The organism is Streptomyces sp. NPDC045431, assembly GCF_040646655.1.
In the GTDB taxonomy this organism is placed as follows: domain Bacteria; phylum Actinomycetota; class Actinomycetes; order Streptomycetales; family Streptomycetaceae; genus Streptomyces.
Map to the genome: position 1 here is coordinate 83,956 of NZ_JBEZAQ010000019.1, position 23,511 is coordinate 107,466.

Here is a 23,511-nt window from a genome sequence, read left to right on the forward strand (position 1 = left end):
TGCTGCTCCGCCTGTGCCCCTTCGCCGGACGTGTTTCCGGTGAAGGGGCGTCTCCATGCCCGAGTCAAGGCGTCGGCGGGGCCGCGCCCGTGTCCGACCTGCACTGGTATGCGTTGGCGGTGCATGAACCGTATGCACGTCACTGGCGCGCTGGCGCTGCTCACCGCCGCCGGCAGCCTTCTCGGCATCGCTGCACCCGCAAGCGCCACCTCTATCATCGGCTTCGGCAACGCGGCCTTCGACAACGCCTGCGCCAACATCGGTGGCCCTCGTGCCGGCGGCGCCACGCAGCAGCACAGCGGCATCATCACCGGCCTCGGTGTCGCCGTGCCCGCCGGCAGTCCAGGCAACCAATGCGGCACCCTGGGACTGCCCAGCGTCATCCACGAGATGGGTGGTGTGGATGTGATCGGCACATTGACGGGCGGGGAAGTTTAGCCGCACGGCTGCGAGCGATCACCTCGCCCCACGCCGACACCGCCCCACGCGTACTGCCCCGGCTCGCACCTTCGCAGGCGCGGGCCGGGGCAGTCTCGTGGGTGAGGAGAGGGGCAGCGGGGTTTAGCCCATCTCCTCCAACGCCTTGCCCTTGGTCTCCTTCACGTACCGCAGTACGAAGGGGATGGAGAGCACGGCGAAGACCGTGTAGATGATGTACGTGCCGGAGAGGTTCCAGTCCGCCAGGGACGGGAAGCTCGCGGTGATGGCCCAGTTGGCGATCCACTGCGCGGAGGCGGCGACGCCGAGGGCCGCGGCGCGGATGCGGTTGGGGAACATCTCGCCGAGGAAGACCCAGACGACCACGCCCCACGACAGGGCGAAGAAGAGCACGAAGAGGTGCGCGGCGATCAGGGCGACGATGCCCTGGGTCTCCGGGAGCTTGCCGCCGACCAGGTCCGCGGAGAAGGCCCAGGCCTCGAAGGCGAGGGCGATCGCCATGCCGGCGGAGCCGACGAGGGCGAGCGGCTTGCGGCCCACGCGGTCGACCAGGACCATCGCGATCACGGTGCCGATGATGTTGATGATCGACGTGGTGAAGGAGTAGAAGAACGAGCTCTCCGGGTTGACGCCGACCGACTGCCACAGCGTGGACGAGTAGTAGAAGGCGACGTTGATGCCGACGAGCTGCTGGAAGACCGAGAGGCCGATGCCGACCCAGACGATCGGCAGGAAGCCGAAGCGACTGCCGAGCAGGTCCCGGAAGCTGGACTTGTGCTCGCGGCGCATGGCCGTCTCGATCTCGGCGACGCGGGCGTCCAGGTCGACGCCCTTGCCCTCGACCTCGGCGAGGACCTCCTTGGCGCGGTCGTGGCGGCCGACGGAGATCAGGAAGCGCGGCGACTCGGGGATCGCGAAGGAGAGCAGGCCGTACAGCACGGCCGGGACGACCATGACGCCGAGCATCCACTGCCAGGCCTCGATGCCGGCGATCTCGCCGCGCTGATCGCCGTCGGCCATGTTGAGGATGGCCCAGTTGACGAGCTGGGAGACGGCGATGCCGATGACGATGGCGGCCTGCTGGAAGGAGCCGAGCCGTCCCCGGTACGCGGCCGGGGCGACCTCCGCGATGTAGGCGGGGCCGATGACCGAGGCCATGCCGATGGCGAAGCCGCCGATCACGCGCCACATGGCGAGGTCCCACAGCGCGAACGGCAGCGCGGAGCCGATGGCGCTGACGGTGAAGAGCACCGCGGCGATCTGCATGCAGCGGATGCGTCCGATGCGGTCGGCGATCCGGCCCGCGGTGGCGGCGCCGATGGCGCAGCCGATCAGGGCGATCGCGATGACCTGCGCGAGGGTGCCGGAGCCGATCTCGTACCGGTGGCGGATCGCCTCGACGGCGCCGTTGATGACGGAGCTGTCGTAGCCGAAGAGGAAGCCGCCCATCGCGGCGGCGGCCGTGATGAAGATGACATGGCCGAGGTGGTCGGGGTGGGCCTCGCGGGCGCCCGACGCGGGTGGCTGCGCGGCGGGTGGCTGGGCGGTGCTGGTCACGTGAACTCCTGGGCCCGGCAGCGTCGCCGAGCATGGGGGGCGAGCCCTTCCAGTGGCGCACAACATGACGCCGCCCACCACTTGAAGGTAAAAGCAACGTTGCAGAGACTATGCCTTCAAGTTTCGAAGTCAAGGGCTGAAGGTCTGTGAATTTGCCCGGACGGCGTGTCGGCTTGCGTTCAGGACTTGAAGACAACTCAGCGAAGGCGCTGGCTGATCACCTTGGACACGCCATCGCCCTGCATGGAGACGCCGTAGAGGGCGTCCGCGACCTCCATGGTCCGCTTCTGGTGCGTGATCACGATCAGCTGTGAGCTCTCCTGGAGCTCCTGCATGATCCGGATCAGCCGCTGCAGGTTGGTGTCGTCGAGCGCCGCCTCGACCTCGTCCATCACGTAGAACGGGCTGGGCCGGGCCTTGAAGATCGACACGAGGAGGGCGACCGCGGTCAGCGACCGCTCCCCGCCGGACAGCAGCGACAGCCGCTTGACCTTCTTGCCGGGCGGGCGGGCCTCGACGTCCACGCCCGTGGTCAGCATGTTGCCGGGGTCGGTCAGGACGAGCCGCCCCTCGCCGCCGGGGAAGAGGCGGGAGAAGACGCCTTCGAACTCGCGGGCCGTGTCCCGGTACGCCTCCGTGAAGACCTGCTCGACGCGTACGTCCACCTCCTTCACCACCTGAAGAAGGTCGGCACGCGTCTTCTTCAGGTCCTCAAGCTGCTCCGAGAGGAACTGGTGGCGTTCCTCCAGCGCCGCGAACTCCTCCAGGGCGAGCGGATTCACCTTCCCGAGCTGTTGGTACGCCCGTTCGGCGGTCTTCAGGCGCTTTTCCTGTTCGGCGCGGACGAAACGCCGGGGCTGGTTGCGCGGATGCTCCCCCGCGGCGGAGCCGCTATCGGACGCAGTGTCCGGCAGCTCCTCGCCCTCGGCGGGCGGGGAGGGCGGTACCGGCTGGTCGGGCCCGTACTCGGCGATGAGGACGGCCGGCTCCACGCCCAGCTCCTCGAGCGCCTTGGTCTCCAGCTGCTCGATCCGCAGCCGCTTCTCGGCACCGAGCACCTCGCCCCGGTGGACCGAGTCCGTGAGCTTGTCGAGCTCGCCCTTGAGGTCCCGGCCCCGGGCCCGGGCGGTCGCCAGGTCCCGCTCGCGCGCCGCCTTGGCGGACTCGGCGGCGGCCCGCTCCCGCTCGGCCCGTACGAGGGAGACCTCGACGTGCGCGAGGAGCTGGCGGGCGCCGGAGGCGACGGCCGTGGCGACCTCGGCCTCGTGGCGCAGCCGGGCGCGGCGCTGCTCGGCGCGGGTGCGGGCCTCGCGTTCGGCGCGGGCGGCCCGGTCGAGGGAGTCGGCGCGGCCGGCGAGGCCCTTGACCCGCTCCTCGTGCGTCCGGACCTGGAGGCGGGCCTCCATCTCGGTCTGGCGGGCGTTGGCGCCGTCGGCGGCGAGCCGGTCGCGTACGGAGGTGTCCGGTTCCTCGTCTGTCGGCGCCTCCTCGGCGACCGCGAGCCGCTCGGCGAGCTCCTCGGCCTCCTCGGTCGCCTTCTCCAGGGCCTCCTGCGCGCGGGCGGCGGCCGCGGCGGTCCGTTCGGCCTCGCCCGCGGCGCCCCGGGCCTGGCCGGCGAGCCGCCCGAGGGCCTGCGCGACCTGGGACTTCTCGCGGTCGGCGGCCCGGCGCCGGTCGCCCAGCTCCTCCACGCGGGCGGCCGCGGCGCGGCGCCGCTCGGCCGCCTCGGTCTGCGCGGCGGCGAGCTCCTCGCACCGTACGGCCAGCTCGGCCAGCTCGGCCGCGGCCTCGTCGACGGAGGCCTGGACCTCCAGGAGGCTGGGCGCCCCGGCGGAGCCGCCCTGCGCGACGTGCGCCCCGAGGACGTCGCCCTCGGCGGTGACGGCGACCGCCTCGGGGTGCGCCGCGACCAGGTCCTCGGCGTCCTCCAGGGTTCCGACGACCACCATGCCGCGCACGAGCCTGCGCACGGCGGCGACGAGCCCTTCGGGGCCCTGCACGAGGTCGGCCACCCGCGTCCCGCCGGGCACCGGGGGCTCGGCCTCGTACGCGGGCGCGCCGGCGACCAGCAGGGCCGCCCGGCCCGCGTCCTGCTTGCGCAGCAGGCGGATGGCGTCGGCGGCCGTCGCGGGGTCGCGGACCGCGAGGGCGTCGGCGGCGGCCCCCAGGGCTGCGGCGACCGGGACCTCGTGGCCGGGCGTCACGGTGAGCAGCTCGGCCGCCGGGCCCAGCAGCCCGGCCAGCCGGTCGCCGGCGGCGAGCACTGCGCCGGTGCCGTCCTTGCGGCGCAGCCCGAGGGCGAGGGCCTCGTGGCGGGCCTGGGTGGCGGCGCGCTTGCGTTCCGCCGCGGTGGCGGCCTCGCGGGCGGCCGTGAGCGCGGCCTCCGCGTCGGCGAGCTCGCGCTTGGCTGCCTCGTGGCGCTCGGCGAGTTCGGCGTCGCCCGCGTCGAGGCCGTCGACCTCGGCCTGGAGCGCCTCGTACTCCTCCTGGGCGGCGGCCGCGCGCTCGCGGGCCTCGTCGCGGGCGGCGGCCAGCCGGTCGATCTCGGCCTGGGCGGCGGCGGCGCGCGACCGGGCCGCGCCCACCTGTCCGGACAGCCGGGCCAGGCCCTCGCGCCGGTCGGCGATGGCCCGGGCCGCGTCCTTCAGTCGCCGCTCCTCCGCCGCGAGCTCCCGCTCCAGCTCGGCGCGGTGCGCGACGGTGTCCTCCAGGGCCCGCTGCGCCGCCTCCAGCGCGGCCTCCAGCTCCGCCTCCTGCTCGCGGACGCGGGCGGCCTCACGCTCCAGGTCCTCGGGGTCGCGGCCGCGCCGCTCCTCCACGGGGGGCGCGGTGGCGCTCTTCACACGGGCGTCGGCCAGCGAGACGGTCCCGCGTACCCGCTCGGCGAGCTGCGACAGCTCGTACCAGGTCTGCTGGGCGCGCTGGAGCCGGGGGGCGAGCCGGCGCACCTCGTCCTCCAGGTCGGCCTCGCGGGCGAGGGCGGCCTGGAGCTCGGCCTCGGCCCGCTCCTTGCGCTCCTTGAGCGCGGCCTCGTCGGCGAGCTCCGTCCGCAGCGCCTCCCGGAGGCGTACGAGGTCGTCGGCGAGGAGCCGGAGCCGCGCGTCGCGCAGGTCGGCCTGGATGACGGCGGCTCGCCGTGCCACGGCCGCCTGCCGCCCGAGGGGCTTGAGCTGGCGCCGCAGCTCGTCGGTGAGGTCCTGGACCCGGGCGAGGTTGGCCTGCATCGCGTCGAGCTTCCGCAGCGCCTTCTCCTTGCGCCTGCGGTGCTTGAGGACGCCCGCGGCCTCTTCGATGAACGCCCGCCGTCCCATGGGATCGGCGTGCAGGACGGAGTCGAGCTGGCCCTGCCCGACGATCACGTGCATTTCCCGGCCGATACCGGAGTCGGAGAGGAGTTCCTGGATGTCCAGCAACCGGCAGGTGTCGCCGTTGATCTGGTATTCGCTGCTGCCGCCGCGGAACATGATCCGCGTAATGGTGACTTCGGCGTAGTCGATGGGGAGCGCGCCATCGGAATTGTCGATGGTGAGGGACACCTCGGCGCGGCCCAGCGGCGGCCGCCCGGTGGTGCCGGCGAAGATGACGTCCTCCATCTTTCCGCCGCGCAGCGACTTGGCGCCCTGTTCGCCCATGACCCAGGAAAGGGCGTCCACCACATTGGACTTCCCGGAACCGTTCGGCCCCACGACACACGTGATGCCCGGTTCGAACCGCAGGGTGGTGGCGGAGGCGAACGACTTGAAACCACGCAGGGTCAGGGCCTTGAGGTGCACGCCCCCGGACTCTACCGGGCGTCCTCCGTTTGACCCATGAACACGAAGGGCAGACCAGACCGTAAGGAGCGGGGATACAGCAGATGAACATGGGGAACCCGAGGTCCATGGGGCTGGGTGGGTCCCATGGGGCGGGAGCGGAAAAGAAAGAAGGGACGCCGCAGGAGCGTCCCTTGCATATCTAGGGAGAGTGTTTCTCACCTGCCCGTGGGGGCTGTGGTCAGGTGAGCGCAGGCTCCGCCTTGGATACGTCGATGTCGATGCCGTCGAGCAGCGACTCGCCGCTGTGTGCGGCAGCTGCATTCAGCGCGTCGTTCTCGGACTGGATCCGTACGAGCTCGGATTCCAGGTCCTGGACGCGCTGCTGAAGCCGCCGCATCTCGGCGAGAAGTCGCGGGTCGGAACCGCCGACATAACCGAGAAGCGCCTTTGCCATGATGGATGGTCCTCCACACTGAGTGACCGACCGAAGCGGTGTGGGTCGTGAGGGTTCGCACCCGCGGTGTCCGGCAGCAGAGAGTGGTGCCGCTGCGGTTCCCACTGCCAAACAGCTAAGGTGCGCGGGGCTTCCAGAGTCTCACCAAAAAGTTTGACGGTCAACACGATCACGCCCCGCATCAAGGGCCAACCGGGGGGTCTGCGGCCGCGGATGCTGCGGCGGCGCCTCGCGCACGGTGCCCTCGGGGGCGTGTCGATCATCGTTTCCCGCGCAGCCTGGCACGCGGCGCCGTTCTTGGCAACCACCAGGGGCTTTTCCCCGCACGGGGGAACGCGCGGCACTGCGTGCCGGGGGCCGCGCGGGGGTTTCCCGGCGCCCCCCGACACCCCCGGACCAAGATCGTCAGCGGACCTCGAAGCCGTCGTAACCACCGCGCGGCGTGTCCCAGATCTCAGTGACTCCGTCAACACGGCCGGGAGTGTCGCCGGAGCCGAGCCACTCCAGCAATTGGTGGCAATTCTCACTCGGCCCCTCGGCCACCACCTGGACCCTCCCGTCTTCGAGGTTCAGGGCGAATCCGGTGAGCTCACCGATGCGCAATGCGTTTGCCCTGGTGAACCAGCGGAAGCCCACTCCCTGTACGCGGCCGCGCACCCAGGCGGTGAGCCTTACGTGATCATTCATGGCTGCACGCTAACCGGCGAATTGCTCAAGCGGCACTTCTCCCCCACGCGTCATGGCGTACAGTCCCGACGCAATGAGCGTCACCCATACGGGTGAGTTAGTCATCAGGAAGGCAGAGCAGATGGGACGCCACCGGAAGAAGCGGGCCATGGTCCCCGTACGCACCGGTCTGCTCGGCGCCTCCGCCGCGGTGGCGGTGGGCGCCGTCGCCGTCGCCTCCGGGCTGCTGCCGGGCGGCGACACGTACAAGGTGGGCGGCGGCCCGTCCGCCGAGCACATCCGCACCGGGGCCCCGGAGCTGCGGACCCAGGGCGAGGCGAGCGCCACGCCCACCGGCCGCGCGCCGGCCTCCCCGAGCCCGAGCCGGAGCGCCGAGCGCCCGCAGACGCCGTCGAAGACGCCCACGGCGAAGCCCACCCCCACCCCCAGCCCCACGAAGCCGTCGGCCACGCCGTCGAAGCGCGCGAAGGCCCCGGAGCCGTCGGCGTCCACGCAGCGGGCCACGCCGAAGAGCGCGAGCCCCTCCCGTACGGCCACGCCGAAGAGCGCGAGCCCCTCCCGTACGGCCACGGCGACGCCCCAGCGGACCGTCGAGTCCACGACGGCCCGCGTGGCGAGCAAGGAGCGGGCCGCCGAGGCCGCCGTGCTGAGCCTCGTCAACGCCGAGCGCGCCAAGGTCGGCTGCAGCCCGGTCCGCCCCAACGCCGAGCTGGCGTCGCTGGCGGGGGCGTTCAGCCTCGACATGGCGCAGCGGAACTTCTTCTCGCACACCGACCCCGACGGGGACTCCCCCTGGGACCGCGCCTCGCAGGCCGGCGTGTCCAGCCTCGCCGCCGAGAACATCGCCCGCGGCCAGTCCGACGCCCAGGCGGTGATGGAGTCCTGGATGAACAGCGACGGCCACCGCGCCAACATCCTCAACTGCGACTACACGACGCTCGGCGTCGGCGTGCACTTCGCCGAGGGCGGCCCGTGGTGGACGCAGGACTTCGGCTTCTGAGCCGCTACGGCGCCACGGCGCGCGGCGGGCGCTGGCAGCGCGGGCAGAAGTAGCTGGACCGGTTCATCCAGGGGCGGCGGCGCATCGGGGTGCCGCATCGGCGGCAGGGCTCGCCCTCGCGGCCGTAGGCGTCCAGGGAGCGGTCGAAGTAGCCGGACTCGCCGTTGACGTTGACGTACAGGCTGTCGAAGCTGGTGCCGCCGACGGCGAGCGCGGCCGTCATCACCTCCCGTACGTGGCCGAGGAGCTCGGCCGAGCGGGGGCGGGTGAGGGTGGCGGTGGGCCGGTCGTAGTGGAGGCGGGAGCGCCACAGCGCCTCGTCCGCGTAGATGTTGCCGACGCCGCTGATCAGCGACTGGTCGAGCAGGGCCCGCTTCACCGTCGTACGGCGCAGGCGCAGCGCGGTGTGGAAGGCGGCCTCGTCGAACGCGGGGTCGAGCGGGTCGCGGGCGATGTGCGCGATGGCCTGGGGCAGCCCCTCGGGGGTGTTCTCGTGGAGCGAGAGCCCGCCGAAGGTGCGCTGGTCGACGAAGCGCAGCTCGGTGCCCAGGGCATCGTCGAAGCGGACGCGTATCCGCAGGTGCTTCTCGTCCGGGGCGTCCTCGGGCTGGACGAGCAGCTGGCCGCTCATGCCCAGGTGTCCGAGCACGGACGCGTCGGTCTCCTCCAGCGGCAGCCACAGGTACTTCCCGCGCCGCTGTGCGACACCGAAGCGCCGCCCCTTCAGCCGGGCCGCGAAGTCCTCGCCGCCCGCCAGATGCCGCCGTACGGCGCGGGGGTGCAGGACCTCCACCTCGCGGACGGTCCGCCCGCTGATCCAGCGCTCCAGGCCGCGTCGTACGACTTCGACCTCGGGCAGCTCGGGCACGGGGCACCTCCGGTGGGCGATGTGGAGGGGGATATGGGGAAACCCCGCCGCACCGCGGAAACGGTGCGACGGGGGCGGAAGCGAGCAGCGGCTCAGGCCGTGGCCGAGTCCGCGGTGTGCGCGGCCTCGGGGACCGAAGAGGTGTCGGCGGCCTCTTCGGAGCCGGAAACAGAGCCGGAAACGGAGTCGCGGCCGGTTTCGGAGCCCCCGGAAGCGGAATCCGTGCCGGATTCGGCCGCGGCCTTCGCCGCCGCCTCCCGCTCGTCCGCGGCGGCCCGGATGGCCCGCCAGGCGGACTCCGCGGCCTGCTGCTCCGCTTCCTTCTTGCTGCGGCCGGTGCCGGTGCCGTACGAGACACCACCGACGCGGGCAGCAGCAGTGAAGGTCTTCTCGTGGTCCGGTCCGGTCTCGGTGACCAGGTACTCCGGAACGCCGAGGCCCTCGGCCGCGGTCAGCTCCTGGAGGCTGGTCTTCCAGTCCAGGCCGGCGCCGAGGTTCGAGGACTTCTCGATCAGCGGGTCGAAGAGCCGGTGCACCAGCTCGGACGCCGCTTCGAGGCCCTGGTCGAGATAGACCGCACCGATCACCGCTTCGAGGGTGTCGGCGAGGATGGAAGCCTTGTCCCGGCCCCCGGTGCCCTCTTCACCCCGGCCAAGCCGGATGAAGGAGCCCAGGTCGAGGCCGCGGCCGACCTCCGCCAGCGCACGCGAGTTGACCACCGCGGCCCGCAGCTTGGCCAGTTGGCCCTCGGGCAGGTCGGGGTGGGTGCGGTACAGCGTGTCCGTGACCACCAGGCCGAGCACGGAGTCCCCGAGGAACTCCAGCCGCTCGTTGGTGGGCAGACCGCCGTTCTCGTACGCGTACGAGCGGTGGGTCAGCGCACGCACCAGAAGGGCGGACTCGAGCTGATACCCGAGCCGCCCTTCCAGAAGCGTGTGGGACGAGGCCGTGTTCTCCGCCTGCTTCTTGGCGTCATCCGCCGTTTTGTGGCTAGACACGGTGCCTCTCACCAGCCCGCTCAGACCGAGAGGACCTGGCGCTTGTTGTACGTGCCGCAGCTGGGGCACGCGATGTGCTGCTGCTTCGGCTCCTGGCAACGCTCACACGAAACCAGGGTGGGGACCGCAGCCTTCCACTGCGACCGGCGGTGGCGCGTGTTGCTGCGCGACATCTTCCGCTTCGGAACAGCCACGGCTACTTCTCCTGCTTCTCGTCGACGCCCGGTTCGGCGCCGCTCATGTTGTCCTTCTCCCCGGTCCCGAGTGAACCGGCGAGTCCCTGCAGTGCCGCCCAACGGATGTCGACGGCGTCATGGTGGTGGTCCGGGTCGTCGTTCAGGCTGACCCCGCAGTCGGGGCACAGGCCGGCACAGTCCTCCCGGCACACCGGCTGCAACGGCAGTGCGAGCACCACCGCGTCACGCAGCACGGGCTCGAGGTCGAACATGCCGTCCTCGAGGGGGGTCATGTCCTCGTCGTCCTCGGCATCGTCGTCCGCGGCCCCCTTGCGGTGGCCCCGGTCATCGGTGTCGGGGTACGAGAACATCTCCTGGAAGTCCGCCACAACGTCCTGGTGCAGCGGCTCCAGACACCTTACGCACTCCCCCTCGGCGCGTGCACGGGCGGTGCCCGTGACGAGCACCCCTTCCATGACGGACTCGAGGCGGAGCTCCAGCTCGACCGGCGACCCCTCGGGCACGCCGATGACCTCGGCGATCCCGAGGTCGGCCGGGGCCTGGACCGAGCGGGAGAGCCGCTGGAGGGCACCAGGACGCCGCCCCAGCTCGTGCGTGTCGAACACGAGGGGGTTGCGGTGGTCGAGGCGCGTACTCAGGGCTCTTCCTGCTTTCGGAAATCGTCTGGGGGGCGGCCCGGCATCAGGACTGACGCCGACGCGGGCACGCCGAATCGCGGATGTACTCGCGACCGAAGAGCCAGGATACTTGACGCTTCGCTCACAGCCCAATCCGGGGCCGTCCGCTCCGGATGTGCGGGCCGCTCAGCGCCCCTGCTCGTAGCGGCGCAGCTGCTCCATGTCGATCATGCTCGTGTCGAAGAAGCTGGTCTCGTCGAGCGCGGCGGCCTGCTGGCCGCCCTCCGGCACCGGCTGCGGCTGAGGCTGCTGCTGGCCGTGCTGGCCGTGCTGGCCGTACGCGTACGGATCGGCGTACGCCTGATCGTAGCCACCCTGCTGCTGGTAGCCGGCGTAGGGGTCCTGCTGCGGGTAGCCGTACGCCTGCTGGGGGGCGCTCTCGGGCACGTACGTATACGGGTCGGGCGTCAGGGCCGGGGCCGCCGGGACGGGCGGCGTGGAGGCCGCGGAGGCGGTGGAGGCCGCGACGGGCTGCCGGCGGGCCGGCTCGGGGTCGGCCAGCTCGGCGAGGCCGGCCAGGTAGTCCGCGTCGCTGGTGTGCCGCTGCTGGGGGAAGCCCGCCGCGTCCTGCGCCGCCATGTGGGCGCCGAGCTCGTCGGTGGCGATCCGGCCGTGCAGCTTCTGGCGGCCGCGGCCGACGGCCTCCAGGGTCTTGGAGAGGACCGCCTCGAAGGCGCCGAGCTTGGCGTCGACGTACTCGTCGGCGCGGTGGATGAGGGTCTGCGGGTCGGCGCTGTACTCGGGGGCGTCATCATCGGAATATTCCGCGTACCGCGCCTGCGCGTCGACGCCCGGGCCCCGTCCGAGGAGCTTCTCGCGGCCGCGGTCGACGGAGCCGATGGTCTTGGTGAGGACGACCTCGAAGTTGGCCAGCTTGGAGTCGACGTACTCGTCGGCCTCGGCGCGGATCTCCTCGGCCTCTCGGCGGGCCTCGGCGAGGATGCGGTCGGCCTCCTCCTGGGACCGCCGGGCGATCTGGGTGTCGGAGATCAGCGAGCCACGCTCGGCGTGGGCGGCCTCGATGATCCGCTCGGCCTCGGCGCGGGCCTGCTCGACCAGCTGCTCACGGCCGCCGATCAGCTCCTGGGCCTGGGCCAGGGAGCCGGGCAGGGCCTGGCGGACCTCTTCGAGCATCGCGAGCAGCTCGGCGCGGTTGACCACGCAGGAGGCCGACATGGGCATGGAACGGGAGTTCCTGACCGTCTCGACGATCTCGTCGAGCTTCTTCTGCACGTCCACCGTGTGCTCGCCACTCTCTACAGCCGGGTTGGAGACGGACGGGTCGACTGTACGGCCAGAGGGCGCGGCCCCGACAGCGGGTGACGGGACGTCAGTCGCTCACTGCCCGCGCAGGCGCCGCACGAGGGCCTCGTGGACCACCGGGGGCAGCAGGTGCGAGACGTCGCCGCCCCAGGCGGCGACCTCCTTGACCAGGGAGGAGGAGAGGAAGCTGTAGGTCGGGTTGGTCGGCACGAAGAGGGTCTCGACGCCCGAGAGGCCGTTGTTCATCTGGGCCATCTGGAGCTCGTAGTCGAAGTCGCTGACCGCACGCAGGCCCTTGACGATCGCGGGGATGTCGCGTTCCTTGCAGAAGTCGACGAGCAGGCCGTGGTGGGACTCGACCTTGACGTTCCCGTAGTCGCTCGTCACCTGGCGGATGAGGTCCATCCGCTCCTCGACGGTGAACAGGCCCTTCTTGGACTGGTTGATCATCACCGCGACGTGCACGACGTCGTACAGCTTGGAGGCGCGGGCGATGATGTCGAGGTGTCCGTTGGTGATGGGGTCGAACGACCCCGGACAGACTGCGCGGCGCAACTGAAGTCCCTCGCTCCCAGGTCCGGTCATCGTGCGTCTTCGCACGGAGAGGCGGCGCGACCGTACCAAAACGTTCCCTCGCCGTAGCGACGGGACCGCAACGGCTCGAAACCGTCCGGCCAGGGGAATTCCCCGCCTCTGGTGCTGCGCTCCACGGTGACGAGCGCATCGTCCGCGAGCCAGCCCTGCGCGCGGAGTGTGAGGAGTATCTCCCCAAGATCGCCGTCGGCGACGGCGTAGGGCGGGTCGAGGAAGACGACGTCGTACGGCGTCGTCGGCGCCGGTCCCGTCACGATCTGTTCGGCTTTGCCGTGGCGGACCTCGGCGCCGGGCAGGCCCAGACCGCGGACGTTCTCCCGGAGGGTGCGGGCGGCCCGGGCGTCGGCCTCGACGAGCAGGGCGTGGGCCGCGCCGCGTGAGAGCGCCTCCAGGCCGACGGCGCCGGAGCCGGCGTACAGGTCGGCGACCCGGATGCCGTCGAGCGTGCCGAGGAGCGCCTCCCAGGTGGAGAAGAGGCCCTCGCGCGCCCGGTCGGAGGTGGGGCGGGTGCCCTGGCCCGGGGGCACCGCCAGGCGGCGTCCGCCGGCGACGCCGGCGATCACGCGGGTCATCTCGGTCCTTGTCGTCGTCCCTGGTGGTCTGTGTCTCCACGATATGGGCTCGGGCCGCATGTGCACGGGTCAGCCCTTCTCCAGGAACTCCTCCCGCTCCTTGTCGACCAGCGCGTCGAGCGCCGTGCGCAGCTCGGGCAGGTGCTCCAGGTCCGGGTCGGCGGCGACGACCGCGGCGGCCTCCTCGCGGGCGGCGGCGATGATCTCCTCGTCCTCGATGACGGCGAGCATGCGCAGGCTGGAGCGAGCGCCGGACTGGGCCTGGCCGAGAACGTCGCCCTCGCGGCGCTGTTCGAGGTCGATGCGGGAGAGCTCGAAGCCGTCGAGGGTGGAGGCGACGGCGGCGAGGCGCTGCCGCGCGGGGCTGGCCTCCGGCATGTCGGTGACGAGGAGGCACAGACCGGGGGCGGAGCCGCGGCCGACGCGGCCGCGCAGCTGGTGGAGCTGGGAGACGCCGAAGCGGTCGGCGTCCATGATGACCATGGCGGTGGCGTTGGGGACGTTGACGCCGACCTCGATGACGGTGGTGGCGACCAGGACGTCGGCCTCGCCCGCGGCGAAGCGGCGCATGACGGCGTCCTTGTCGTCGGGGGCCATCCTGCCGTGCAGCACCTCGACGCGCAGTCCGGCGAGCGGGCCCTTGGCGAGCTGGTCGGCGACCTCCAGGACGGCGAGCGGGGGCCGCTTCTCCGCGTCGTCCTCGGGGGACTTCCTCTTGGGCTGGGCCGCCTCGTCGTCGGAGTCGCCGATCCGGGGGCAGACGACGTACGCCTGGTGGCCGTTCTCCACCTCCTCGCGGACCCGCTCCCAGGCGCGGGCCAGGAAGTGCGGCTTGTCGGCCGCCGGGACGACGTGGCTGGCGATCGGGGAACGGCCGGCCGGGAGCTGGTCGAGGACGGAGGTCTCCAGGTCGCCGAACACGGTCATCGCGACCGTACGGGGAATGGGCGTGGCGGTCATGACCAGCAGGTGCGGGGGCTGCTTGCCCTTGCCCCGCAGGGCGTCGCGCTGTTCGACGCCGAAGCGGTGCTGCTCGTCGACGACGACCAGGCCCAGGTCGTGGAACTGGACCTTGTCCTCGATCAGGGCATGGGTGCCGATGACGATGCCGGCCTCGCCGGTGACCAGGTCCAGCAGCGCCTGGCGGCGGGCCGCGGCGCCCATGGAGCCGGTGAGCAGCACGACCTTGGTGCCCTGGTCGGAGCCGCCCAGCATCCCCGCTTCCGCGAGGTCGCCCATCATCTCCGTGATGGAGCGGTGGTGCTGCTGGGCGAGGACCTCGGTGGGGGCCAGCATGGCCGCCTGGCCGCCCGCGTCGACGACGGCGAGCATGGCGCGCAGGGCGACCATCGTCTTGCCCGAGCCGACCTCGCCCTGGAGGAGGCGGTGCATGGGGTGTTCGGTGGCCAGGTCGTCGAAGATCTCGCGGGAGACCTTCTCCTGGCCCTCGGTGAGCGTGAACGGCAGCCTGGCGTCGAAGGCGTCCAGCAGCCCGCCGGGCGCGGGCTTGCGGGCGACGGCGGGCAGTTGGGTGTCGGCGTACCGGCGGCGGGCGAGGGCGACCTGCAGGACGAACGCCTCGTCCCACTTGAGGCGGTCGCGGGCCTCGGCGACGTCCGCCTTGGTGCGCGGCCGGTGGATCTTGCGCAGGGCGTCCGGCAGGGCGGTGAGCCCGCGGCCCTCGCGCAGCCGGGGCGGCAGCGGGTCGAGGGCCTCCGCCGCGCTGGGCAGGACGGCGTCGACCGCCTTGGCGATCTTCCAGGACTCCAGCTTGGTGGTGGCGGGGTAGAGCGGGATGAGCGCCCCCGCCCAGCTGTCCACGGCGCTCTCGCCCTCCTCGCCGCGCAGCAGTTCGTACGCGGGGTGGGCGAGCTGCGTCTTGCGGTTGAAGACGGAGACCTTGCCGGCGAACATCGCGCGGGTGCCCGGCAGCAGGTCCTTGTGGGGCTTGTGGACGCCCTTGCCGAAGAAGACCAGCTGGAGGCGGCCGCTGCCGTCGGTGATGGTGACTTCGAGCCGCTGGCCGCGCCCCTTGGCGCCGTTGAAGGTCAGCAGGCGCGCGTCGGCCACGCGGGCCACCACGGTGACGTGCTCGTCCAGCGGCAGGTCGGCGAGGGTGGTGAGCTCGCCGCGCTCGGCGTACCGCCGCGGGTAGTGGTGCAGCAGGTCGCCGACGGTGTGCAGGTCGAGGTGCTCGGCCATCACCTTGGCGGTGGCGGCGCCGAGCTGCTTCTTCAGTGGTTCGTCGAGGGCTGACACGTCTCCCATTGCACACCACGGCACTGACAGCCGGGCACACCTGTGGACGGACGCGCTGTTCGGCGCGGTCCGGGCGCTGTGCGCGCGCTATTCGACGCCGATCAGCAGCAGCGGGGCCTGCGGGCCGCCGGAGTAGGTGACCGTGTCGACCGCCAGGTGCGTTTCGCGGACGTGGGTCTCCAGGCGGCGGGCGAGGGAGTCCGGGGCGTCCTCGGCGACGACCAGGGTGACCAGTTCGCCGCCCCCCGAGAGCATCCGGTCCAGGACCGTCTCGGCCGTGGCGGCCACGTCGTGGCCGATGACCGCCACGTCGCCGTCGATGAGGCCGAGGACGTCACCGGCCTGGCAGACGCCCGCCGAGGTGAAGGAGCGGTGCTCGGCGACGGCCAGTTCGCCGTAGCGGGTGGCGCCCGCGGCGGCGGTCATCGCGACCACGTCCTCGTCGAAGCGGCGGTCCGGTTCGTGGACGGCGAGGGCGGCGATGCCCTGGACGGCGGCGCGGGTCGGGACGAGCGCGACCCGGATGCCCTGCGCGCGGGCCTGTTCGGCGGCGGCCGCGGCGGTGTGCCGGAGCTCGGCGTCGTTCGGCAGGAGGACCACTTCGCGCGCGTGGGCCCGGCGGATGGCGTCGAGGAGCTCCCCGCTGGCGGGCGGTTCGCCTGGCCGGGCCAGTACGGTCGTGGCGCCCGCCTCGGCGCAGAGCGCCGCGAGGCCCTCGCCGGGCAGCACGGCGACGACGGCGCGCCCCGCGCGCTCCTGGGGCGCCTCCGTGCCGGGCGTACCGAAGTGGGTGATCCGGATCCGGTACGGGCGTCCCGCCTCGACGCCGGCCTCCACGGCCGCGCCCGCGTCGTCGACGTGGACGTGGACGTTCCACAGGCCGTCTCCGCCGACGACGACGAGGGAGTCGCCGAGCGCGTCCAGCCGGTCGCGCAGCCGTGCCACGGCCGTGTCGTCGGCCTCCAGGAGGTAGATGACCTCGAAGGCGGGCCCACCGTCGGCGCAGGGCTCCTCGGATGCGGCCACGGCCGCCCTCGGCGCCCGTACCGGCCGCGTCGGCGGCCGTTCCCGCACCGGCTGCCCCGAGACCGCCTCGACCAGCGCTCCCAGCACCGTGACCAGCCCGCGCCCGCCCGCGTCCACGACTCCGGCGCGCTCCAGCACGGCGAGTTGCGCGGGTGTGCGCTCCAGCGCCGTACGCGCCCCCTCGTACGCGGCGCGCGCCACCGCCACCACGTCCGCGCCGTCCGGAACGGTCGAGTCCGCCGCCGCGGAGGCCACGCTCAGGATGGTGCCCTCGACCGGGTGGGCCACGGCCTGCCGCGCGGAGGCGGCCGCCAGGCGCAGCGCCCGTGCCAGGTGATCCCCGTCACGGCCCTCGGCCAGCACCTCGCTCATGCCGCGCAGCAGCTGCGCCAGGATCGTCCCGGAATTGCCCCGCGCCCCGATCAGCGCGCCGTGCGCCATGGCCCGTACGGCGTCGGCGAAGTCGGGCGCGGCGATGGCGGTGAAGACGGCGTCCACCGCCTGGGAGGCGGATTCGACGGTGAGGTAGAGGTTGGTGCCGGTGTCCCCGTCGGCGACCGGATAGACGTTGATCGCGTCGATCTCCTCGCGCTCCCGGCCCAGCGCCTGCAGCGCGAGTGAGCACCAGGTACGCACCACGGTGGAGTCGAGAGTCTGCGGCACCGGGGCGGTCCTCCTTGGCTAAGGGCCTGGGGCTGCACCGCAGGGTAGACCCCGCCCGGCACCCGGGCCCCACGCGGGGGCCGGGCGGGCCGTGGTAGTTTCGTTGTACCGAAGCGGCCGTTGTATGCTGCTCCGGTTGCCCGATGAAAATCGGGCCGTACCCCCGGCAACGCCACTTCAGTCACCAGATCTGATTCCGGCTCGCCGGATTTCACTGTAAGTGCATCTGAAGTCTTTGGAGTGACCCGTGGCTGCCAACTGCGACGTCTGCGGCAAGGGGCCGGGCTTCGGCAACAACATCTCGCACTCGCACCGCCGTACGTCCCGTCGCTGGAACCCGAACATCCAGCGCGTGCGTGCCGTGGTCAGTGGGACGCCGAAGCGGCTCAACGCCTGCACCTCGTGCATCAAGGCCGGCAAGGTCTCGCGCTAATACCGGCGACGTGTCGTCGTAGCGCAGCCTCTGCGGTTGCCTTGAAAAGCCGGTCCACCTCGGTGGACCGGCTTTTTGCCGTACCCGCTGCCGTACCCGCTGCCGTACCCGCTGCCGTCCCGCTGCCGGACCCGCGGGACGTCAGCGCAGGCGCCACCCGTGGTCGACCGGGCCGATGCCGCCGCCCAGCGCGAACCCGGCCGCGATGGCCCCGGTCACGTACTCCTTCGCGGCCCGTACGGCCTCCGGCACCGCGAGGCCCTTGCCCAGGCCCGCCGCCACCGCCGAGGCGAGCGTGCAGCCCGTGCCGTGGGTGTGCCGGTTGTCGTGCCGGGGCGCGCGCAGCCAGTGCTCCTCGGAGCCGTCCGTGAGCAGGTCCACGGCGTCACCGGCGAGGTGACCGCCCTTGATCAGCGCCCAGCGCGGCCCGTACTCCAGCACCGCCGCGGCGGCCCGCCGCAGGTCGTCCTCGCCCTCCACGGTCACGCCGGTGAGCTGGGCGACCTCGTCCAGGTTCGGCGTCGCCACCGTCGCGACGGGCAGCAGCCTCGTCCGTACGGAATCGAGCGCGGAGGCCGCCAGCAGGGAGTCCCCGTGCTTGGAGACCCCCACCGGGTCGACCACCACGGGCGCGTCCGTCCCGGCCAGCAGTTCCGCCACCGCCTCCACCAGGGGCGCGGACGCCAGCATGCCGGTCTTCACGGCCTGGACGCCGATGTCGTCCACGACGCTGCGGTACTGGGCGCGGACCGCCTCCACGGGCAGTTCCCAGGCGCCCTGCACGCCCAGGGAGTTCTGCGCGGTGACGGCGGTGATCACGCTCATGCCGTGGACGCCGAGCGCCAGCATGGTCTTCAGGTCGGCCTGGATGCCGGCGCCGCCGCCGGAGTCGGAGCCGGCGACGGTCAGGACGTTCGGGAGCGCGCGGCGGGTCACTCGCCCTCCCCGAAGTGGTCCCAGCCGCCCTGGGTGTGCCAGGGGGCGCCGTCGACGGTCACCTGGGGCAGGGCGGACGGGTTGAGCACCTCGCCGATCACCTTCCAGCGCGCGGGCAGCTTCACGTCCGGCGGGAAGGTGGCGACGATGGCGTGGTCCTCGCCTCCGGTGAGGACCCACTGCATGGGGTCGACGCCGACGGCCTGCCCGATGTCGTTCATCTGGGTCGGGATGTCGATGAGCCCGGAGCGCAGGTCGATGCGGACCTTGCTGGCCTCGGCGATGTGACCGAGGTCGGCGATCAGACCGTCGCTGACGTCGCACATGGCGGTGGCGCCGAGCCCGGCCGCCGCGGGGCCCGCGTGGTAGGGCGGTTCGGGCCGCCGGTGCGCCTCGACGAAGGCGCGCGGCGAACGGAAGCCGCGCGAGAGGACCGCGTAACCGGCCGCCGACCAGCCGAGCCAGCCGGTGTACGCGACCACGTCGCCGGGCTGCGCGCCGCCGCGGGTGACCGGCTCGTGGTTGCGCAGGTCGCCGAGGGCGGTGATGGAGACGGTGATGGTGTCGCCGCGCACGACGTCGCCGCCGACCACCGCCGCGCCCGCGACCTGGCACTCGTCGCGCAGGCCGTCCATGAGCTCGGTGGGCCAGGTCACCGGGAGTTCGGCGGGCACGACCAGGCCGAGCAGCAGCGCGGTCGGTACGGCGCCCATGGCGGCGATGTCCGCCAGGTTCTGCGCGGCGGCCTTGCGGCCGACGTCGTAGGCGGTGGACCAGTCGCGGCGGAAGTGCCGTCCCTCCAGCAGGATGTCCGTGCTGGCCACCACGCGCCGGTCGGGCGCGGCCACGACCGCGGCGTCGTCGCCCGGCCCGATCCGTACCGCCGGGGTGGAGGTGAGCCGGGAGGTGAGCTCCCTGATGAGCCCGAACTCGCCGAGCTCTCCGACAGTGCCCTTCACCGAGGTTCACCTCTCCATGTCGTCGTGGACGCACCGTGCGACGGGTCGCGGCCCGTCGTCGCTCTCGGTACCGTCACGTAGGTCAAGTAGACCGTCAACTGTTCCGTGCCTGTACGCCGACCGTGCACGCCACCGGCCGCGCAGGTCTCCCCGCGGCCCGCGGCGACGCGGTACCGTGGCGTCCCTTTCTCTTTCCACAAGATCCTCGTGGCCGCCCTGGAGGTTCCGTGGTTCAGGCGTACATCCTTATTCAGACCGAGGTGGGCAAGGCGTCGACGGTCGCCGAGACCATCTCCAAGATCCCGGGGGTGATCCAGGCCGAGGACGTGACGGGCCCGTACGACGTGATCGTGCGCGCCCAGGCCGACACGGTCGACGAGCTCGGCCGCATGGTCGTCGCGAAGGTCCAGCAAGTCGAGGGCATCACCCGCACTCTGACCTGTCCGGTCGTGCATCTCTAGCCCCCGTCTACCCTTGGCCGGTGATGTCTCGACACCGGTCCTCGCCCTCCCCGTCCGCCACCGCCGCCCGCGGCGCCCTGGCGGCCGCCGCAGCCGCCGCCGTCCTGCTGGCCTCCGCGGGCTGTTCCGCCTTCGGCGACGACGCCGGGCCGTCGGTCGCGGTTCCCCGCCCGTCGGCGGAGGAGGCGGCCGTCTGCCGGGCGCTGGACAAGGAGCTGCCCGCGACCGTCGCCGGACTCGACCGGAGTGATCCGGAGCCGGATTCGGAGCTGACCGCCGGATGGGGGGACGGGGCGATCGTACTGCGCTGCGGCGTCCCGCGGCCCGCCAGGATGAGCGACCCCAAGGCACAGGGGATCGAGGCGAACGGCGTGAACTGGCTGCTGGAGTCGCGCGAGGGCACCGGGCCGCGCTTCACCTCCACGTACCGCAAGGCGTACGTGGAGGTGTCGCTGGACGAGCGGTACGTGCACGACGCCGGCCCGCTGGCGGCTTTCGCCGAGCCCGTGAAGAAGGCCGTCCCGCCGAGCCTGTGAGGCGCCCGGCGGGTTCCCGCCCCCGGCCGGTCAGCGCGGCCCGCTCACGCGGAACGGTCAGCGCAGGCCGGTCGAGCGGTTCAGCGCGGCCTGGATCAGCCGGTCGATCAGCTCCTGGTAGCCCACGCCGCTCGCCTCCCACATGCGCGGGTACATCGAGATCGGCGTGAAGCCGGGCATCGTGTTGATCTCGTTGATGACGAACTCGCCGTCGTCGGTGAGGAAGAAGTCCGCGCGGACCAGGCCCTCGCAGGAGACCGCCTCGAACGCGGCGATCGCGAGCCGCTGCACCTCGGCGGTCTGCTCCGGGGTGATCGGGGCGGGCACCACGCCGGAGGCCGAGTCGATGTACTTGGCCTCGAAGTCGTAGAACTCGTGGTCGGTGACCGGCGGGATCCAGGCGGGCGCGCTGGCGCGCGGGCCGTCCTCGAACTCCAGCACGCCGCACTCGATCTCGCGGCCGGTGAGCAGCGCCTCCACGAGGATCTTGGGGTCGTGGCGCCGCGCCTCCTCGATGGCCTCGTCGAGGCGGGAGGGGTCGTCGACCTTGGTGATGCCGAAGGAGGAGCCGGCCCGGGCGGGCTTCACGAACAGCGGCCAGCCGTGCTCGTCGGCGAAGCGGAGGATCCTGTCGCGGGCGGCGGAGGGGTCCTGCGCCCACTCGCGGGGGCGGATGACCTCGTACGGGCCGACGGGCAGCCCGTACGACTGGAACACCCGCTTCATGTACTCCTTGTCCTGGCCGACGGCCGAGGCGAGCACGCCGGCGCCGACGTACGGCACCCCGGAGAGCTCCAGCATGCCCTGGAGCGTGCCGTCCTCGCCGTACGGGCCGTGGAGCATCGGGAAGACCACGTCGACGTCGCCGAGCGCCTTGGGCACGGCGCCCGGCTCGCTGTAGACGACCTCGCGGCTGCCGGGGTCGACCGGGAGGACGACCGTGCCCTCGGCCGACTCGGTGAGGTCGGCGACGCTCGGCAGCGCGCGGTCGGCGATGGCCATCCGCTCCGGCTCGTCGGCGGTCAGCGCCCAGCGGCCGTCCGTGGTGATGCCGATGGGCAGCACGTCGTACTTGCTCCGGTCGATGGCGCGCAGGATGGCGCCGGCGGTGACGACGGAGATGGCGTGCTCGGAGCTGCGGCCGCCGAAGACGACGGCCACGCGCGGCTTGCGCCCGGGGCTGGTGGGGAGGTTCTCGCTGCTCATATCGCGATGAGCGTACCTGCTCCCTCCCCCCGCGTCAGCGACCGAGTGGCCGTCTGTTCGGGTCAGCGCCGCTCGGGCTTGGCGGCGCGCGCCATCAGCTCCTTGAGGGCGACGATCGGCGGCTTGCCCTCGTGGACGATGCCGACGACGGTCTCGGTGATGGGCATGTCGACGCCGTGGCGCCGGGCCAGATCCAGCACCGACTCACAGGACTTGACGCCTTCGGCGGTCTGCCTGGTGACCGCGATGGTCTCCTCCAGGGTCATGCCCTTGCCGAGGTTGAAGCCGAAGGTGTGGTTCCGGGAGAGGGAGGAGGAGCAGGTGGCGACGAGGTCGCCGAGGCCGGCGAGGCCGGAGAAGGTGAGCGGGTCGGCGCCCATGGCCATGCCGAGCCGGGTGGTCTCGGCGAGGCCCCGGGTGATGAGGGAGCCCTTGGCGTTGTCACCGAGGCCCATGCCGTCGGCGATGCCGACGGCCAGCCCGATGACGTTCTTCACGGCGCCGGCGAGCTCGCAGCCGACCACGTCGGTGTTGGTGTACGGGCGGTAGTACGGGGTGTGGCAGGCGGCCTGGAGCCGGCGGGCGACCTCTTCGTCGCGGCAGGCGACCACGGCGGCGGCCGGCATGCGGGCGACGATCTCCTTGGCGAGGTTGGGGCCGGTGACGACGGCGATCCGGTCCGGGGAGACGTCGGCGACCTCTTCGATGACCTCGCTCATCCGCTTGGCGGTGCCCAGTTCGATGCCCTTCATCAGGGAGACGAGGACCGTGCCGGGGGCCAGCTTGGGTGCCCAGTCGGCGAGGTTGCCGCGGAGGGTCTGGGAGGGGATGGCGAGGACCGTGAAGTCGGCGCCGTGCGCCGCTTCGGCGGGGTCGGTGGTGGCGCGTACGGAGTCGGGGAGCCGGGCGCCCGGGAAGTAGTCCGGGTTGGTGCGGGTGGTGTTGATCGCGTCGGCGATCTCCCGGCGGCGGCCCCACAGGGTCACCTCGCAGCCGGCGTCGGCGAGGACCATGCCGAAAGCCGTGCCCCAGGAGCCGGTTCCGAAGACGGCCGCCTTGACGGGCGCCTTGGCGGACTCCTTGGCGGGCGCCTTCTCCGGCGCACCGGCGGGTGCCTGCCGCGGGGCCGGGCCCGCCGAGTCGGGGTGTGTCACTTCGCTTCCTCCCCTGCGGCCCTGCGCCGCTGTTCCAGGCGGGCCTTGCGGTGGTCGTACGGCTGGTCGGGGGCCTTCTCCCCGCGGACCTCCTCCAGCAGGGAGGTGATCGCCGCCATGATGGCCTCGGTCGCCTCGCGCAGCACCTCGGGAGTGGGTTCCTTGTCGTAGAACCGGTCGAGGTCGACGGGCGGCCCGGCCTGCACGATCAGGGTCTTGCGCGGGAAGAGGCGGAGCTTCTTCTCCTTGGCGTACGGCGGCATCGCCAAGTTGGCGCCCCACTGGGCGACCGGGATGACGGGCACCTTGGTCAGCAGGGCGACGCGCGCGGCGCCGGTCTTGCCGGCCATCGGCCACATGTCGGGGTCGCGGGTCAGGGTGCCCTCGGGGTAGAAGGCGACGCACTCGCCGCGCTCGATGGCGGCGACGGCGGCGCGGAAGGCGTCCAGGGCGTTGGTCGTCTCGCGGTAGACGGGGATCTGTCCGGTGTTGGTCAGCATCATGCCGACGAAGGAGCCCTTGAAGAGCCCGGCTTTCGCCAGGAAACGCGGGACCCGTCCGGTGTTGTACTGGTAGTGGGCGTACGACAGCGGGTCCAGATAGGAGTTGTGGTTGACCGCGGTGATGAATCCGCCCTCGGCCGGAATGTGCTCCATTCCCCGCCAGTCCCGCTTGAACAGAACCACCAGTGGTGGTTTTGCGATGACCGCCGCCAGGCGGTACCAGAAGCCGATTCTGCGGCGGGACACTCGGACACCTTCCTCTGGGCTGCTTTGCCGGGGGTCAAGTGTCGCCCCAGGCCCCTGGTCTGTCGAGAA

The 23,511-nt window shown here is 72.2% G+C and carries 23 protein-coding genes; 5 read left to right on the plus strand and 18 right to left on the minus strand.

The features are described from left to right. Positions 1–123: 123 nt before the first annotated feature. Positions 124–438: a hypothetical protein gene (locus AB0A69_RS28765; RefSeq protein WP_361428096.1), complete on the plus strand. Its 315-nt coding sequence runs from the start codon at positions 124–126 to the stop codon at positions 436–438. A 123-nt stretch (positions 439–561) separates the two neighbouring features. Here AB0A69_RS28765 and AB0A69_RS28770 read toward each other — a convergent pair whose 3' ends face one another. From AB0A69_RS28770 to AB0A69_RS28785, 4 genes are all read right to left on the minus strand, one after another. Then, positions 562–1,995: a sugar porter family MFS transporter gene (locus AB0A69_RS28770; protein WP_361428098.1), complete on the minus strand. Its 1,434-nt coding sequence runs from the start codon at positions 1,993–1,995 to the stop codon at positions 562–564. Positions 1,996–2,192: 197 nt separating this feature from the next. Beyond that, on the minus strand, positions 2,193–5,768 hold the full coding sequence (gene smc / locus AB0A69_RS28775; RefSeq protein WP_361428100.1) for a chromosome segregation protein SMC: 3,576 nt from the start codon (positions 5,766–5,768) through the stop codon (positions 2,193–2,195). A 220-nt stretch (positions 5,769–5,988) separates the two neighbouring features. After that, the gene (locus AB0A69_RS28780; RefSeq protein ID WP_361428102.1) at positions 5,989–6,204 is read right to left on the minus strand and encodes a hypothetical protein; all 216 of its coding nucleotides are present in this window, start codon (positions 6,202–6,204) and stop codon (positions 5,989–5,991) included. Positions 6,205–6,609: 405 nt separating this feature from the next. Further along, the gene (locus tag AB0A69_RS28785) at positions 6,610–6,891 is read right to left on the minus strand and encodes an acylphosphatase (RefSeq protein ID WP_361428104.1); all 282 of its coding nucleotides are present in this window, start codon (positions 6,889–6,891) and stop codon (positions 6,610–6,612) included. A gap of 121 nt (positions 6,892–7,012) precedes the next feature. Between AB0A69_RS28785 and AB0A69_RS28790 the strand changes: the two genes are divergently transcribed. Beyond that, on the plus strand, positions 7,013–7,891 hold the full coding sequence (locus AB0A69_RS28790) for a CAP domain-containing protein (RefSeq protein ID WP_361428106.1): 879 nt from the start codon (positions 7,013–7,015) through the stop codon (positions 7,889–7,891). Positions 7,892–7,895: 4 nt separating this feature from the next. Here the strand turns inward: AB0A69_RS28790 and mutM are convergent, their stop codons facing one another. The 9 genes from mutM to AB0A69_RS28835 all read right to left on the minus strand — a co-directional run bounded on the left by mutM (position 7,896) and on the right by AB0A69_RS28835 (position 17,008). Further along, positions 7,896–8,759: a bifunctional DNA-formamidopyrimidine glycosylase/DNA-(apurinic or apyrimidinic site) lyase gene (mutM, locus tag AB0A69_RS28795; protein WP_361428108.1), complete on the minus strand. Its 864-nt coding sequence runs from the start codon at positions 8,757–8,759 to the stop codon at positions 7,896–7,898. 92 nt (positions 8,760–8,851) lie between these two features. After that, positions 8,852–9,769, minus strand: a complete 918-nt coding sequence (rnc, locus tag AB0A69_RS28800; protein WP_361428110.1) for a ribonuclease III — start codon at positions 9,767–9,769, stop codon at positions 8,852–8,854. A gap of 8 nt (positions 9,770–9,777) precedes the next feature. Continuing rightward, on the minus strand, positions 9,778–9,951 hold the full coding sequence (gene rpmF / locus AB0A69_RS28805) for a 50S ribosomal protein L32 (RefSeq protein WP_030496967.1): 174 nt from the start codon (positions 9,949–9,951) through the stop codon (positions 9,778–9,780). Between the two features lie 2 nt (positions 9,952–9,953). After that, complete coding sequence (locus AB0A69_RS28810) at positions 9,954–10,559, minus strand: DUF177 domain-containing protein (protein ID WP_361428112.1); 606 nt, start codon at positions 10,557–10,559, stop codon at positions 9,954–9,956. Between the two features lie 198 nt (positions 10,560–10,757). Continuing rightward, positions 10,758–11,870 (minus strand): cell division initiation protein, encoded by a 1,113-nt coding sequence (locus AB0A69_RS28815; RefSeq protein WP_361428114.1) that lies wholly within the window; start codon positions 11,868–11,870, stop codon positions 10,758–10,760. Between the two features lie 99 nt (positions 11,871–11,969). Then, entirely contained in the window at positions 11,970–12,449 is a 480-nt protein-coding gene (gene coaD / locus AB0A69_RS28820; protein WP_361428116.1) for a pantetheine-phosphate adenylyltransferase, read from the minus strand. 26 nt (positions 12,450–12,475) lie between these two features. Next, positions 12,476–13,060 carry a 16S rRNA (guanine(966)-N(2))-methyltransferase RsmD gene (gene rsmD / locus AB0A69_RS28825; protein WP_361428118.1) on the minus strand — a complete coding sequence of 195 codons (585 nt, stop codon included), beginning with the start codon at positions 13,058–13,060 and terminating at the stop codon, positions 12,476–12,478. Between the two features lie 69 nt (positions 13,061–13,129). After that, positions 13,130–15,328 carry an ATP-dependent DNA helicase RecG gene (gene recG / locus AB0A69_RS28830; RefSeq protein WP_361428120.1) on the minus strand — a complete coding sequence of 733 codons (2,199 nt, stop codon included), beginning with the start codon at positions 15,326–15,328 and terminating at the stop codon, positions 13,130–13,132. A gap of 78 nt (positions 15,329–15,406) precedes the next feature. Then, complete coding sequence (locus tag AB0A69_RS28835) at positions 15,407–17,008, minus strand: DAK2 domain-containing protein (RefSeq protein WP_361428122.1); 1,602 nt, start codon at positions 17,006–17,008, stop codon at positions 15,407–15,409. Between the two features lie 247 nt (positions 17,009–17,255). Between AB0A69_RS28835 and rpmB the strand changes: the two genes are divergently transcribed. Further along, positions 17,256–17,441 carry a 50S ribosomal protein L28 gene (gene rpmB, locus AB0A69_RS28840; RefSeq protein WP_064070327.1) on the plus strand — a complete coding sequence of 62 codons (186 nt, stop codon included), beginning with the start codon at positions 17,256–17,258 and terminating at the stop codon, positions 17,439–17,441. Between the two features lie 141 nt (positions 17,442–17,582). Here rpmB and thiD read toward each other — a convergent pair whose 3' ends face one another. Further along, a complete protein-coding gene (thiD, locus tag AB0A69_RS28845; protein ID WP_361428124.1) occupies positions 17,583–18,377 on the minus strand; it encodes a bifunctional hydroxymethylpyrimidine kinase/phosphomethylpyrimidine kinase in 795 nt (264 codons plus the stop codon). Beyond that, a complete protein-coding gene (locus AB0A69_RS28850; RefSeq protein ID WP_064070329.1) occupies positions 18,374–19,336 on the minus strand; it encodes a thiamine-phosphate kinase in 963 nt (320 codons plus the stop codon). Before AB0A69_RS28850 ends, thiD begins: the two co-directional genes overlap by 4 nt. 227 nt (positions 19,337–19,563) lie before the next feature. Here AB0A69_RS28850 and AB0A69_RS28855 point away from each other — a divergent pair, with 227 nt between their 5' ends. Then, positions 19,564–19,797 carry an Lrp/AsnC ligand binding domain-containing protein gene (locus tag AB0A69_RS28855; RefSeq protein WP_360979368.1) on the plus strand — a complete coding sequence of 78 codons (234 nt, stop codon included), beginning with the start codon at positions 19,564–19,566 and terminating at the stop codon, positions 19,795–19,797. A 23-nt stretch (positions 19,798–19,820) separates the two neighbouring features. Beyond that, positions 19,821–20,333: a DUF3515 domain-containing protein gene (locus AB0A69_RS28860; protein WP_361428166.1), complete on the plus strand. Its 513-nt coding sequence runs from the start codon at positions 19,821–19,823 to the stop codon at positions 20,331–20,333. A 57-nt stretch (positions 20,334–20,390) separates the two neighbouring features. On the opposite strand, the gene AB0A69_RS28865 is transcribed toward AB0A69_RS28860, so the two are convergent. The 3 genes from AB0A69_RS28865 to AB0A69_RS28875 all read right to left on the minus strand — a co-directional run bounded on the left by AB0A69_RS28865 (position 20,391) and on the right by AB0A69_RS28875 (position 23,442). Continuing rightward, positions 20,391–21,539, minus strand: coding sequence for a D-alanine--D-alanine ligase family protein (locus AB0A69_RS28865; RefSeq protein WP_361428126.1), 1,149 nt, complete (start codon positions 21,537–21,539; stop codon positions 20,391–20,393). Between the two features lie 62 nt (positions 21,540–21,601). Beyond that, positions 21,602–22,693 (minus strand): NAD(P)H-dependent glycerol-3-phosphate dehydrogenase, encoded by a 1,092-nt coding sequence (locus AB0A69_RS28870; protein ID WP_361428128.1) that lies wholly within the window; start codon positions 22,691–22,693, stop codon positions 21,602–21,604. Continuing rightward, a complete protein-coding gene (locus tag AB0A69_RS28875; RefSeq protein ID WP_361428130.1) occupies positions 22,690–23,442 on the minus strand; it encodes a lysophospholipid acyltransferase family protein in 753 nt (250 codons plus the stop codon). Before AB0A69_RS28875 ends, AB0A69_RS28870 begins: the two co-directional genes overlap by 4 nt. Between the last annotated feature and the right edge of the window lie 69 nt (positions 23,443–23,511).